Genomic DNA, 11,989 nt, shown 5'->3' with positions numbered 1-11,989 from the left:
GAAGAACATTCTTCAGACCTAAACCTTTATGTTTTTTAGATGGTAAGCTTACTTAAGCTCAACCTCAGCTCCAGCTTCTTCTAAAGATGCTTTTAAAGCTTCCGCTTCATCTTTAGACACAGCTTCTTTGATTGCACTTGGTGCATCATCAACTAAACCTTTAGCTTCTTTTAAACCTAAACCAGTTAATTCTTTAACTAATTTTACAACAGCTAATTTAGAACCACCTGCTGCTTTTAAAATAACATCAAATTCAGTTTGAGCTTCTTCAGCTTCTCCACCTCCAGCAGGACCAGCAACAGCAACTGCAGCAGCAGCAGCAGGCTCGATACCATACTCATCTTTTAATATAGTTGCTAACTCATTTACTTCTTTTACAGTAAGGTTAACTAATTGTTCTGCGAAATCTTTTAAATCTGCCATTTTTCTATCGTTTTAATAATTTTGTAATAATAATAATATATTTGTAATAAAGTGCGTACTATTTAATAATACTATTCTGATTTTTCAGAAAGTGTTTTAATAAGTCCAGCAATTGTTCCTCCACCTGATTTAAGTGCAGAAATAACGTTTTTAGCAGGCGATTGTAATAATCCAACAATCTCTCCTATTAACTCTTCTTTAGACTTGATATCTACTAACATGTCTAATTGATCGTCGCCAATATAAACCGACTCCTCAATAAACGCTCCTTTTAATAAAGGCTTGTCTGATTTTTTACGGAAGGTTTTAATTAACTTTGCTGGTACGTTACCTGTTTCAGAATACATCACAGATGTATTTCCTTTTAAAACAGAAGGAAGATCTCCGAACTCTCTGTCTGAAGCTTCCATTGCTTTTTCAAGTAATGTATTTTTTACAACTGCTAACGTTACGTTTGCTTTAAAACAAGCACGACGTAAGTTTGAGGTTGTTACTGCATTTAATCCTGAAATATCAGTTAAATAGATATTTGCATTATTAGCTAATTCTGCAGTTAACTCCTCAATTACTAATGATTTTTCTTCTCTTGTCATAATAAAAGTTTTAACTTAATTAACCAATTTTAGGATCAACAGCAATACTTGGGCTCATTGTAGAAGACATAAATATGCTTTTTACATAAGTACCTTTTGCAGTTGTCGGTTTTAGTTTCATTAATGTTGTTAATAATTCATTTGCATTACCTGCAATTTTATCAGCACTAAATGATGCTTTTCCTATAGCAGCGTGTACAATACCAGTTTTATCAACTTTAAAGTCAATTTTACCAGCTTTTACTTCTGTTACAGCTTTAGCAACATCCATAGTTACTGTACCTGTTTTTGGGTTAGGCATTAAACCACGAGGACCTAATACACGTCCTAAAGGACCTAATTTACCCATTACACTTGGCATAGTAATAATAACATCAACGTCTGTCCATCCGCTCTTGATTTTATCAAGGTATTCGTCTAAACCTACATAATCAGCTCCAGCTTCTTTTGCTTCGGCTTCTTTATCTGGTGTTACTAATGCTAATACTTTCATGTTCTTACCAGTACCGTGTGGTAAAGATACCACGCCTCTTACCATTTGATTTGCCTTACGAGGATCTACTCCTAAACGTACAGCTAAATCAACTGAAGAGTCAAATTTAGTATTGGTAATTTCTTTTATTAATGCTGATGCTTCTTCAACAGAATAAATTCTTCCTTTTTCTATTTTTGCTGCAGCTTCTTTTTGCTTTTTTGTTAATCTTGCCATTTTAAATGTCTATTATAGATTAATTAGGGAATTGCCCTGTTACGGTTATACCCATTGATCTTGCAGTACCAGCTACCATTTTCATTGCAGATTCAATAGTAAATGCATTTAAATCTACCATTTTGTCTTCTGCGATGGTCTTAACCTGATCCCACGAAACTTTAGCTACTTTTTTTCGGTTTGGCTCTCCAGATCCTTTCTTCACCTTTGCTGCTTCTAATAATTGAACTGCTGCTGGTGGAGTCTTGATTACAAAATCAAATGATTTGTCTTTGTAAACAGAGATAACAACTGGTAATACTTTACCTGCTTTATCTTGGGTTCTGGCATTGAATTGCTTACAGAACTCCATGATGTTAACACCTGCAGCTCCTAAAGCGGGTCCAACCGGTGGCGATGGATTCGCAGCACCTCCCCGAACTTGTAACTTAACTACTTTACCTAATTCTTTTGCCATTTTTAATAATTTAATTTTTTGATGTTATCTTTCATTTGGAAGCGAAAGACTCATCTATCTATTGTAACACTATTATACTACTTTTTCTACTTGCATATAACTTAATTCTAATGGTGTTTTTCTTCCGAAAATCTTTACCATTACTTCAAGTTTACGCTTTTCTTCATTTATTTTTTCAATAGTACCATCAAATCCATTGAATGGCCCATCAATAACTTTTACAGTCTCTCCTTTTGTAAAAGGAATTGCAACATTTGCACTTTCTTCAACAGCCAATTCATCAACTTTACCTAACATTCTGTTTACTTCAGATTGTCTTAACGGCACAGGATCTCCTCCTTTTGTTTCTCCTAAAAAACCAATAACATTAGTTACCGATCTTATAATATGAGGCACCTCACCTGTTAAATTAGCTTGTACCATAATGTAACCAGGGAAAAAAGTTTTTTCTTTATGAATTTTTTTCCCGTTACGAATTTGTATTACTCGTTCTGTTGGAACTAGTACTTGATCAACAAAATCTTGAAGACCTAAACGAGCAATTTCATTCTCGATATATGTCTTGATCTTGTTTTCCTGACCACTTACAGCTCTAACAACATACCATTTTTTTTCACTTACTTCAGACATAATTTTTTTTTAACCGATTAGTTAATCCATTCAAAGTAATATGCAATAACCTTGCTAAACACGGTATCTACTCCCCAAATTGCTAAGGAAAAAACAATTGAAAACACAGCAACTAAAACAGTTAAACTTTGTGCTTCTGCCCATGATGGCCAAGTCACATTATTTTTAAGTTCACCAAATGATTCTTTTACGTAATTTACAAATCCAGCCATTTATTATTATTTTGAATGAATTAAAACTTTGTCTTTCAATATTTGAATTAAGCAAAATTTTAATCTTTATATTATTGAAAGTAATTTTAAAATTACTAACTACTTAAGCACGGGTTGAGAGACTCGAACTCCCGACACCTGGTTTTGGAGACCAGTGCTCTACCAACTGAGCTAAACCCGTAAACATAAGTCAAGGTATTCCGAAAAACGAAATACCTCAACTCTATATTAATTAAACTATAATTTAGTCTAAAATTTCAGTTACTTGTCCTGCACCTACTGTTCTACCACCTTCACGGATAGCGAAACGTAAACCTACGTTCATTGCAATAGTGTTAATTAACTCAACAGTAATAGTTAAGTTATCTCCAGGCATTACCATTTCTACTCCATCAGGAAGCGCAATGTTTCCAGTTACGTCAGTTGTACGTACGTAGAACTGTGGACGGTAGTTATTATGGAATGGAGTATGACGTCCACCTTCTTCTTTTTTAAGAATATAAACCTCAGCTTTAAATTTAGCATGTGGAGTTACAGAACCTGGCTTACAGATTACCATCCCTCTTGAGATTTGAGATTTTTCAATACCTCTTAATAAGATACCTGCATTATCTCCAGCTTCACCTCTATCTAATATTTGACGGAACATTTCAATACCTGTAATAGTAGATGTTAATTTCTCAGCACCCATACCAATAATTTCTACAGGATCTCCAGTGTTAGCGATACCAGTTTCTATACGACCAGTTGCAACAGTACCACGACCAGTAATAGAGAATACATCTTCGATAGGCATTAAGAAATCTTTATCAACTTCTCTTAATGGTTCTTCAATCCACTCATCACAAGCAGCCATTAATTCCATTACTGTATCAACCCATTTTTGTTCACCGTTAAGTGCACCTAAAGCAGAACCAGAAATTACAGGACCATTATCACCATCATACTCATAGAACGACAATAAATCTCTAACTTCCATATCTACTAATTCTAAAAGCTCTTCATCATCAACCATATCAACTTTGTTCAAGAAAACAACGATACGAGGAATACCTACTTGACGACCTAATAAGATATGCTCACGAGTTTGTGGCATAGGACCATCAGTAGCAGCTACCACTAAAATAGCACCATCCATTTGCGCAGCACCAGTTACCATGTTCTTTACGTAATCGGCGTGACCTGGACAATCTACGTGTGCATAGTGACGATTTGCTGTTTGATATTCTACGTGTGAAGTATTAATTGTTATACCTCTTTCTTTCTCCTCTGGAGCATTATCGATAGTATCGAAATCTCTAGCTTCTGATAAACCTGCATCAGCTAATACTTTAGTAATAGCAGCAGTTAAAGTTGTTTTACCGTGATCTACGTGTCCAATTGTACCAATATTTAAGTGTGGTTTTGAACGATCGAAAGTTGCCTTTGCCATGTTTTTAAATAATTTTAATCTTAGTTATATAATAATATTAGTGTATTCTATTTTTTACTCTAAATAAATAGAGCCAATGACGAGAATTGAACTCGTGACCTCTTCCTTACCAAGGAAACGCTCTACCCCTGAGCTACACCGGCGTAAAGTTTTTATTTCCTATTCTCTCAAAAACAATTATTTCTAACTGCATTAATATGAAAGAAGAGATTCCTGCCTTCGCAGGAATTTAGAGCGAGAGACCGGGTTCGAACCGGCGACATTCAGCTTGGAAGGCTGACGCTCTACCAACTGAGCTACTCTCGCAATTTTTACAAGCTTATACTTGTAAGGTTTCCAATATTTTAATAAAATTTGAGAAAAGTTTGTGGGGAGAGCAGGATTCGAACCTGCGAAGACGTAGTCAGCAGATTTACAGTCTGCCCTCGTTGGCCGCTTGAGTATCTCCCCAATTAACTTATATCAATATTTTAAAGAACTTGAGCCGATGGAGGGACTCGAACCCACGACCTGCTGATTACAAATCAGCTGCTCTAGCCAGCTGAGCTACATCGGCTTTTTTTCTTATGTTTTTAAAGCATAAAAAAGTCCGCTATTTCTAACGGACTGCAAATGTATAGATTTATTTATTTATTCAAAACATTTTTTGATAAATTTTATCATAAATATGCTCTTAATTTTTCTTTTCGTTTTTTTAATTGTCTTTCCAGCGACGAAACTGCCATATCTGCACCTTCTTCAAAACTTTTACATTGTTTCTTTACAACAAAACTATCTCCAGGCACACTAACTCTTGCTTCAAAAATTTTATTTTCTTTATCACTGGTATTCTCTACTTTCAAAAAAACATCTGATTTAATAACTTTATCGTAAAACAAATCTAACTTATCCATACGTTTTTGGATAAAATCTATCAATTTTTGATCTGCATTAAAATTAACTGATTGCGTGTTTACTTTCATACTAATTCGTTTTGGTTAGACAATAATTTTTACTCCTATTTCTTACTCCTAGGGTGTGTATTTATATGTACCTTTTTTAATTCTGATATACTATTATGAGTATATACTTGCGTTGCTGCTAAACTTGAATGCCCTAGAAGTTCTTTAACAGCATTTAAATCGGCACCTTGGTTTAACAAATGTGTTGCAAAAGAATGCCTTAATATATGTGGGCTCTTTTTAACTTTTGAAGATGCTAAACTAAAATACTCATTTATTATTCTGTAAACAAGTGTTTCATATATTTTAACGCCTTTTTTTGTTAAAAATAAATAATCAGCATCTAATATACATTCTAATTCATTCCTTAATTTTATATATTTAAGCAATGTTTGTGATACTGTTTCTAATAACGGAACAATACGTTCTTTATTTCTTTTACCTAATACCTTTAACGTTTTTTTATCAAAACTAAAACTTGTTAATTTTAATTCTACAAGCTCTATTCTTCTAATACCTGTAGAATAGAATAGCTCTATTATTAATTTGTCGCGTATACCCTCAAAATCTTTTTCGAAATGTAAGTCATCTAAAACTGTAGCTATTTCTTTTTCTGAAAATGGAACTTGAATCTTTTTACTTGTTTTTAATGCTTTATGCTTTGCTAAAGGATTAACATCAATTTCTCCTATTTTTAACAGAAACTTATAATAGGTATTTAAAGCTGACACTTTTCTATTAATACTTCTATTTACTAAACCACTTTCTACTAAAGAAACTATCCAACTTCGTATTTGAGAATAATTAACATTACTAATAGAATTTGTTTCATAATCATTTTTAATAAAATCTAAGAAACTCACTAAATCTTTTTGATACGCTTTTACAGTTAATGCTGAATAGTTTTTTTCTAACAATAAATAGTCTGCAAATGATTTAAAAGTCATATTAATAATTTGGAATAAACGTTATTGATTGATTAAAGCTAAATTTACAACCTTTTATTTAATTATTAAGCAAAAAAAATCCCGCAAAATGCGGGATTTAAATATCTACTTTATAAGAACAGATTAAATATTTTCTGCATCTTTTAAGCCTTGTACATATTGTGCTTTTTGTATTAGCGCTCTACGTTTTACTGAAGGCTTTATAAATTGTTTACGAGTTTGAAGCTGACGTTTAGTTTGAGTTCTATCAAACTTTCTTTTAAAGCGCTTTAATGCTCTATCTATATTTTCTCCTTCTTTAATTGGTATTATTAACATAGTGTCCTAACCTCCTCTCTTTTGAATTTTCAGGATGCAAATATATAAATATTTTTGAATTTCAAATTCTGATTGTAAAAATATTTAAGTTGCTGGTTTATACTCTTTTTTATCTATTATCATTTTTGATAATATTTCACGTAATATTTCTGATGTTCCGCCACCTATAGTCCCTAACCTACTATCTCTTAACAATCTTGCCATAGGGTATTCTTCCATATAACCATAGCCTCCTAAAAACTGCATACATTCATATATAACGTCATCTGCCATTTTAGTAGACTTCAACTTAGATATAGTAGCTTCTTTAACGACGTATTCACCTTTGTTCAATTTATTAGTAACAGAATAATTATACTCTTTACAGATTTCCATATCTGCATACAAATCAACAAACTTATGTCTTAATGCTTGATATTTATTTAATTCTTTACCAAAAGCTGTACGCTCTGACATATAATTTAACGCATACTCTAAAGCATATTCGGCTCTAGCATGTGCATTAACCCCCATAACTAATCTTTCTAAAGAAAAATGCTGCATTATATAAGCAAAACCATGATTTTCCTCTCCTAACAAATTACTAGCAGGAATCTTCACATTATCAAAAGCAATTTCGGCAGTATCTGAAGCTCTCCATCCTAACTTATCTAATTTTGTTGCCGAAATACCTTCTGTATCTCTATCTACAACAAAAATACTCATACCTTTATTACCAAGTTCAGGGCTTGTTTTAGCAGCAACTACTAAATAATCGCTATAAACACCATTTGTTATAAAGGTTTTAGAACCATTTACAACATAATAATCACCTTCTTTAACTGCTCTTGTTCTCATACCAGCTACATCACTTCCTCCAGACGGCTCACTTATACACAAACAGCCTATTTTATCTCCTGCAATACTAGGTACTAAATATTTTTGCTTAATAGCTTCATCACCTTCAGCTTTAAGATGCGTCATTGCTAAATACACATGTGCCCATATTGCAGCTGCAAAACCACCAGAATTTATTTTCTGAAGTTCTTCTTGCAAAATAATAGTATAAAACAAATCTAAGTTTGAACCTCCATAAGTTTCAGGATAGTTGATTCCGAAAAACCCCATATCTCCAAACTTTTTCCAAATAAAACGATCTATAGTTCCTGTTTTTTCCCAAGCATCAATATTTGGAACCACTTCCTTTTTTAAAAAATCTTGAAGACTTTTTCTAAAAAGGTTATGTTCTTCTGTGAAGTACATACTATTCATTTGCATCTTTTTTTTAATCGAGCGACAAATATAATTTAATTATCTCGATTTTATTTAAAGGGAAGTCTTTAACTTTTGTTAATTCATCTAAGGAGTAATATCTTTTCTTTAGTTGACGTTCCTCTATGATTTTATATGCTAAATCATAATCTATATGCTGAATTGTTACCAATTGATTTACAGTTGCCGTATTAAGCTTTATTTTCTGGATTTGCTTTGGCGTTTTTACCGTAAACAATTTTGTTAGTTTTTCTAATACTTCTGGAGTTAATCCGTAAACATCATTTAATTGCACATCATCAATAAAACCTCCAACAAATTTATTTCTAAATTTTACAATACGATTAGAAAGCACTTTTCCAATACCATTTACTTTTTGAAGTTGTTGCGCTGTAGCTATATTTAAATCTTGTTTTTGCTCGAAAGTTTTCTGTTTATTATTAAAACTAGAAATTGAAGCTGTTCTTGACTTAACACTTGTAACCCATTCTGGGAATTTAAAAAATGGAGTTATTGTTTTTAAAAGCGAATCTGATACTTTAGTTACTTCTTGAAATTGTTTAACTGAGTTTATCCACTTATTTTGCTTTCTATAATCTAATAATCTATCAATTTCCTCATTGCTCATACCTAAATTTACGCCTTTATAATCTGTTATATAATTTGGATTGAAAGGATATATTTTAGGCTTCGATTTTTCAATTTGAATTAATTTAAGAGAATCGATTTCTTTGATGTATGTTGATAATTCATCTTTATTTACTTGAACATCTTCTGATGAAAAATCGACATAGAAATAAACACATTGCAATAAAACAATGATGAGTATTAATAAAAAAATCCCATTTCGCTGTTCTTTAGAAAACGTGAAATGGGATTTCATATTAATTTAATTTCTATTATTTATTATTTAGCTGCTTTTATATCCTTGAGATATTTATTCAACTCTTTTCTGACTTTTGGTGCTAGTATTACTAACCCAATCGTGTTTGGTACCATCATAGCAAAAATCATAGCATCAGAAAACCCTATTACAGAACCTAAACTTGCAGCAGAACCAATTACTACAAATACACAAAACAATAACTTATAAGTATATTCCATTTTTTTAGTTCTACCAAATAAATATGCCCAACCTTGAAAACCATAATAAGACCAAGAAATCATCGTACTAAAGGCAAATAATACTACAGCTATTGTTAATACATATGGAAACCATGAAATTGCTGACTCAAAAGCTCCTGATGTTAACAAAATTGCTTGCGCATCATTTAACGAAGCATTTTCTGCTGCTACATTTCCTGTAATAATAAGTACTAAGGCCGTCATTGTACAAACGACTACAGTATCAATAAATGGTTCTAACAAAGCAACCATTCCTTCACTAGCTGGGTATTTTGTCTTTACAGCTGAATGGGCTATTGATGCAGAACCAACACCTGCTTCATTTGAAAAGGCTGCTCTCCTAAATCCTTGCACCAAAACTCCTACGGCTCCACCAGCAATACCTTTAGGATTAAAGGCTCCATCAAATATTTGAACAAATGCATCACCTACCATATCTATATTCACGAAAATAACAAACAAAGAAGCAGCTACATAAATAACTACCATAAAAGGTACAATTTTATCTGTAACCTTAGCAATCTTTTTAATACCTCCAATAATTACAATTCCAACTAAAATAGCCATTACAATACCAAACACCCATCCCTTTCCATTTAAAAAAGAAGTATCTCCACCTGTAATATTTTCTACTAATTGAAACGCTTGGTTTACCTGAAACATATTTCCACCTCCAAAAGAACCACCAATAACAAATATGGCAAATATAGCAGCTAATACTTTTCCTAAACCTCCAAGACCTTTAGATTTCAACCCTTTTGTTAAATAATACATGGGTCCCCCATATACCGTACCATCTTCTCCTATATCTCTATACTTAACACCAAGAGTACATTCTACAAATTTTGATGCCATTCCTAATAAACCAGCAATAATCATCCAAAATGTAGCTCCTGCTCCACCTATTGATACAGCAATTGCAACTCCTGCAATATTTCCTAATCCTACTGTAGCCGATAACGCTGCTGTTAAAGCCTGAAAATGCGACACTTCTCCTTCATGACCTTCTATAGCTATTGTCTCAATGGCATCTCCTCCTGGTGTTGAATCTCCTGCTGCTATTAAAGATTCATGATGATCTAGATCATCATACTTACCTCGTACAATATTTATTGAAGTTAAAAAACCTCTAAAATTTATAAATTTAAAATAAACAGTAAAATATAAAGCTCCTAAAATTAATGGAAATAATACCCAAAAAACTTTTACACCTCCGCCAAAATCTATTTGATAAAAAATCAAATTAACAAACCATCCTGTTGCATCTCCAAATTTCTCATCAATTAGTTGATCAACACCTTTTTCAGAAGTTTCTTGAGCAAATGTTAAAAATGGTAAAATTATAGTAAAAATTGAAAGAAGATGCTTCTTCATAATAATATGATTTTTGTTAGTTTTAATATTAAATTCTTATTAAAAAGCAGCAAGATGCTAAAAAAAATCGGAATTTTAAAGAAATGATTGTTAAAACAGAAACCTACTAATCAATATTGTATTCAGAATTAAGTGCATCTATTTGTTCAGGTCTACCCAAAACAATAATTTTAGAATTGGGAGCTAATTCTAATTCTGCTTCTGGGTTTACAATATATTCACCGTTTTCGTCTTTATAACCTATTACAGTACAACCTGTTTTTCTTCTTAAATCTAAATCTTTGATAGTTTTTATTGATTGTTTGCTATATAATTTTTCTACAGCAACTTCTTCTATATTGATATTAGACTTACCTACAATAGATAAATTATCAATAAATTCCATTAAACCTGGAACCACTACTAAAGACGCCATATGGTCTCCTCCTATTTTGTCTGGTAAAATAACATTATTGGCTCCAGCAAATTTTAGTTTATCATAAGACGACTCATTTGATGCTCGGCTAATAATATTTATATCTTTATTAATTTGTCTTGCAGAAAGTACAACGAACAAATTATCGGCATCATTAGGTAGCGCTGATATAAAATTAGAAGCCCTATCAACTCCTGCTTGAATTAAAACTTCATCTTCATTTGCATTTCCAATAACATAAGGCACATCATCAAACTGTAAACGCTCTTCCATCTCCTTATTCTTTTCTATTATAACAAACGATCGATTGTGAGCCAATAATTTCCGTACTGTTTGTTTTCCATTTCTACCATAACCGCAAACAACAACATGATTTTTAAAACTATCTATCTTTTTTTGCATCTTTTTATGTTTTAATTCTTCAATATGATCTTTACTTAAAATATACTCGGTAATTGTAGAAAGCGCATAACCTACTATAACAACACTTGCAAGTATTAAAAAAATTGTGAAAATTTTTGATTGATCATCAAGCGGAACTACTTCTCCAAAGCCTACAGTAGTTATAGTAATTACCGTCATATAAACAGAATCAACCCAAGAATAATTAGAAATTAATTTATAACCAACAATACCAATTGTTAATATAATAGCCAATAGAAATACAGCCGTATATATTTTTGTTCTAAAAAATCTTATTAAAGGGTTATTCATAAATTATAAATCGAAAACAGATGATCGTTTTGTATAAACTAAATCTTTAATACGCATCCAAAAAGCTAAAAACAGATACAAGGCAAAACCGAAACCTACGGTAACAAAAGTTAGATACATAAAAGTAGTTCTCACTACCTTAGCTCTAATACCAAATCTATCTGCTATACGTTGGCAAACATAATAGCCATGTTTTTGAAAAAACAATAATGGTTTATAAATACTGTTCATGTTGCAATTTAACTATAAAATTTGAAATTCCTTTGTGTTTAAACATTTCTATCAGTTTAATAAATTTTTAAAACTTATTTTAAATATTTGCTTAAATTAAGATGACTCTTAATCTACTTTTTTAAACATTTACTTTTATCTCAATTGAAGAACATATTTTAAATAAGAACAACCTTCCAGAGCTTAAGTCTTAAAAAGGCATAAAAAAAACCTAGAA

15 protein-coding genes and 5 tRNA genes are annotated in these 11,989 nt (G+C 31.8%); all 20 read right to left on the bottom strand.

What is annotated here, in order from left to right; genetic code table 11:
- Positions 1–48: 48 nt before the first annotated feature.
- Entirely contained in the window at positions 49–423 is a 375-nt protein-coding gene (gene rplL, locus ACH5TW_RS14860; RefSeq protein WP_439337288.1) for a 50S ribosomal protein L7/L12, read from the bottom strand.
- Positions 424–494: 71 nt separating this feature from the next.
- Complete coding sequence (gene rplJ / locus ACH5TW_RS14855; RefSeq protein ID WP_439337287.1) at positions 495–1,016, bottom strand: 50S ribosomal protein L10; 522 nt, start codon at positions 1,014–1,016, stop codon at positions 495–497.
- Positions 1,017–1,035: 19 nt separating this feature from the next.
- Positions 1,036–1,725, bottom strand: a complete 690-nt coding sequence (gene rplA, locus ACH5TW_RS14850) for a 50S ribosomal protein L1 (protein ID WP_439337286.1) — start codon at positions 1,723–1,725, stop codon at positions 1,036–1,038.
- Positions 1,726–1,744: 19 nt separating this feature from the next.
- The gene (gene rplK, locus ACH5TW_RS14845; RefSeq protein WP_147769300.1) at positions 1,745–2,182 is read right to left on the bottom strand and encodes a 50S ribosomal protein L11; all 438 of its coding nucleotides are present in this window, start codon (positions 2,180–2,182) and stop codon (positions 1,745–1,747) included.
- 72 nt (positions 2,183–2,254) lie between these two features.
- Positions 2,255–2,812 carry a transcription termination/antitermination protein NusG gene (gene nusG, locus ACH5TW_RS14840; protein ID WP_439337285.1) on the bottom strand — a complete coding sequence of 186 codons (558 nt, stop codon included), beginning with the start codon at positions 2,810–2,812 and terminating at the stop codon, positions 2,255–2,257.
- A 17-nt stretch (positions 2,813–2,829) separates the two neighbouring features.
- Positions 2,830–3,024, bottom strand: a complete 195-nt coding sequence (gene secE, locus ACH5TW_RS14835) for a preprotein translocase subunit SecE (protein WP_439337284.1) — start codon at positions 3,022–3,024, stop codon at positions 2,830–2,832.
- A 108-nt stretch (positions 3,025–3,132) separates the two neighbouring features.
- Positions 3,133–3,205 (bottom strand) — tRNA-Trp (locus ACH5TW_RS14830).
- 63 nt (positions 3,206–3,268) lie between these two features.
- Positions 3,269–4,456, bottom strand: coding sequence for an elongation factor Tu (gene tuf, locus ACH5TW_RS14825; protein ID WP_439337283.1), 1,188 nt, complete (start codon positions 4,454–4,456; stop codon positions 3,269–3,271).
- 71 nt (positions 4,457–4,527) lie between these two features.
- Positions 4,528–4,599, bottom strand: a tRNA-Thr gene (locus tag ACH5TW_RS14820).
- A gap of 90 nt (positions 4,600–4,689) precedes the next feature.
- Positions 4,690–4,762 (bottom strand) — tRNA-Gly (locus ACH5TW_RS14815).
- 62 nt (positions 4,763–4,824) lie between these two features.
- Positions 4,825–4,906 (bottom strand) — tRNA-Tyr (locus ACH5TW_RS14810).
- Between the two features lie 32 nt (positions 4,907–4,938).
- Positions 4,939–5,012: transfer RNA gene (locus tag ACH5TW_RS14805), tRNA-Thr, on the bottom strand.
- Between the two features lie 103 nt (positions 5,013–5,115).
- Complete coding sequence (gene hpf, locus ACH5TW_RS14800; RefSeq protein WP_439337282.1) at positions 5,116–5,418, bottom strand: ribosome hibernation-promoting factor, HPF/YfiA family; 303 nt, start codon at positions 5,416–5,418, stop codon at positions 5,116–5,118.
- Between the two features lie 35 nt (positions 5,419–5,453).
- Positions 5,454–6,344 carry a tyrosine-type recombinase/integrase gene (locus tag ACH5TW_RS14795; RefSeq protein WP_439337281.1) on the bottom strand — a complete coding sequence of 297 codons (891 nt, stop codon included), beginning with the start codon at positions 6,342–6,344 and terminating at the stop codon, positions 5,454–5,456.
- Between the two features lie 123 nt (positions 6,345–6,467).
- A complete protein-coding gene (rpsU, locus tag ACH5TW_RS14790; RefSeq protein WP_439337280.1) occupies positions 6,468–6,662 on the bottom strand; it encodes a 30S ribosomal protein S21 in 195 nt (64 codons plus the stop codon).
- An 84-nt stretch (positions 6,663–6,746) separates the two neighbouring features.
- The gene (locus ACH5TW_RS14785) at positions 6,747–7,913 is read right to left on the bottom strand and encodes an acyl-CoA dehydrogenase family protein (protein ID WP_439337279.1); all 1,167 of its coding nucleotides are present in this window, start codon (positions 7,911–7,913) and stop codon (positions 6,747–6,749) included.
- Between the two features lie 13 nt (positions 7,914–7,926).
- Positions 7,927–8,796 carry a ComEA family DNA-binding protein gene (locus ACH5TW_RS14780; RefSeq protein WP_439337278.1) on the bottom strand — a complete coding sequence of 290 codons (870 nt, stop codon included), beginning with the start codon at positions 8,794–8,796 and terminating at the stop codon, positions 7,927–7,929.
- A 23-nt stretch (positions 8,797–8,819) separates the two neighbouring features.
- Positions 8,820–10,412, bottom strand: a complete 1,593-nt coding sequence (locus ACH5TW_RS14775) for an alanine/glycine:cation symporter family protein (RefSeq protein ID WP_439337277.1) — start codon at positions 10,410–10,412, stop codon at positions 8,820–8,822.
- Between the two features lie 106 nt (positions 10,413–10,518).
- Positions 10,519–11,541 carry a potassium channel family protein gene (locus ACH5TW_RS14770; RefSeq protein WP_439337276.1) on the bottom strand — a complete coding sequence of 341 codons (1,023 nt, stop codon included), beginning with the start codon at positions 11,539–11,541 and terminating at the stop codon, positions 10,519–10,521.
- Between the two features lie 3 nt (positions 11,542–11,544).
- Positions 11,545–11,772, bottom strand: coding sequence for a PspC domain-containing protein (locus tag ACH5TW_RS14765; protein WP_439337275.1), 228 nt, complete (start codon positions 11,770–11,772; stop codon positions 11,545–11,547).
- Positions 11,773–11,989: the final 217 nt, after the last annotated feature.

This window comes from Thalassobellus sediminis (assembly GCF_044386045.1).
Classification (GTDB): domain Bacteria; phylum Bacteroidota; class Bacteroidia; order Flavobacteriales; family Flavobacteriaceae; genus Thalassobellus; species Thalassobellus sediminis.
This window is presented reverse-complemented; position numbering and strand designations above follow the sequence as displayed.

Bases quoted from the DNA above. Each gene is read 5' to 3' on its own strand.
- rplL (WP_439337288.1), bottom strand. From the start codon at position 423: ATGGCAGATTTAAAAGATTTCGCAGAACAATTAGTTAACCTTACTGTA.
- rplJ (WP_439337287.1), bottom strand. From the start codon at position 1,016: ATGACAAGAGAAGAAAAATCATTAGTAATTGAGGAGTTAACTGCAGAA.
- rplA (WP_439337286.1), bottom strand. From the start codon at position 1,725: ATGGCAAGATTAACAAAAAAGCAAAAAGAAGCTGCAGCAAAAATAGAA.
- rplK (WP_147769300.1), bottom strand. From the start codon at position 2,182: ATGGCAAAAGAATTAGGTAAAGTAGTTAAGTTACAAGTTCGGGGAGGT.
- nusG (WP_439337285.1), bottom strand. From the start codon at position 2,812: ATGTCTGAAGTAAGTGAAAAAAAATGGTATGTTGTTAGAGCTGTAAGT.
- secE (WP_439337284.1), bottom strand. From the start codon at position 3,024: ATGGCTGGATTTGTAAATTACGTAAAAGAATCATTTGGTGAACTTAAA.
- tuf (WP_439337283.1), bottom strand. From the start codon at position 4,456: ATGGCAAAGGCAACTTTCGATCGTTCAAAACCACACTTAAATATTGGT.
- hpf (WP_439337282.1), bottom strand. From the start codon at position 5,418: ATGAAAGTAAACACGCAATCAGTTAATTTTAATGCAGATCAAAAATTG.
- ACH5TW_RS14795 (WP_439337281.1), bottom strand. From the start codon at position 6,344: ATGACTTTTAAATCATTTGCAGACTATTTATTGTTAGAAAAAAACTAT.
- rpsU (WP_439337280.1), bottom strand. From the start codon at position 6,662: ATGTTAATAATACCAATTAAAGAAGGAGAAAATATAGATAGAGCATTA.
- ACH5TW_RS14785 (WP_439337279.1), bottom strand. From the start codon at position 7,913: ATGAATAGTATGTACTTCACAGAAGAACATAACCTTTTTAGAAAAAGT.
- ACH5TW_RS14780 (WP_439337278.1), bottom strand. From the start codon at position 8,796: ATGAAATCCCATTTCACGTTTTCTAAAGAACAGCGAAATGGGATTTTT.
- ACH5TW_RS14775 (WP_439337277.1), bottom strand. From the start codon at position 10,412: ATGAAGAAGCATCTTCTTTCAATTTTTACTATAATTTTACCATTTTTA.
- ACH5TW_RS14770 (WP_439337276.1), bottom strand. From the start codon at position 11,541: ATGAATAACCCTTTAATAAGATTTTTTAGAACAAAAATATATACGGCT.
- ACH5TW_RS14765 (WP_439337275.1), bottom strand. From the start codon at position 11,772: ATGAACAGTATTTATAAACCATTATTGTTTTTTCAAAAACATGGCTAT.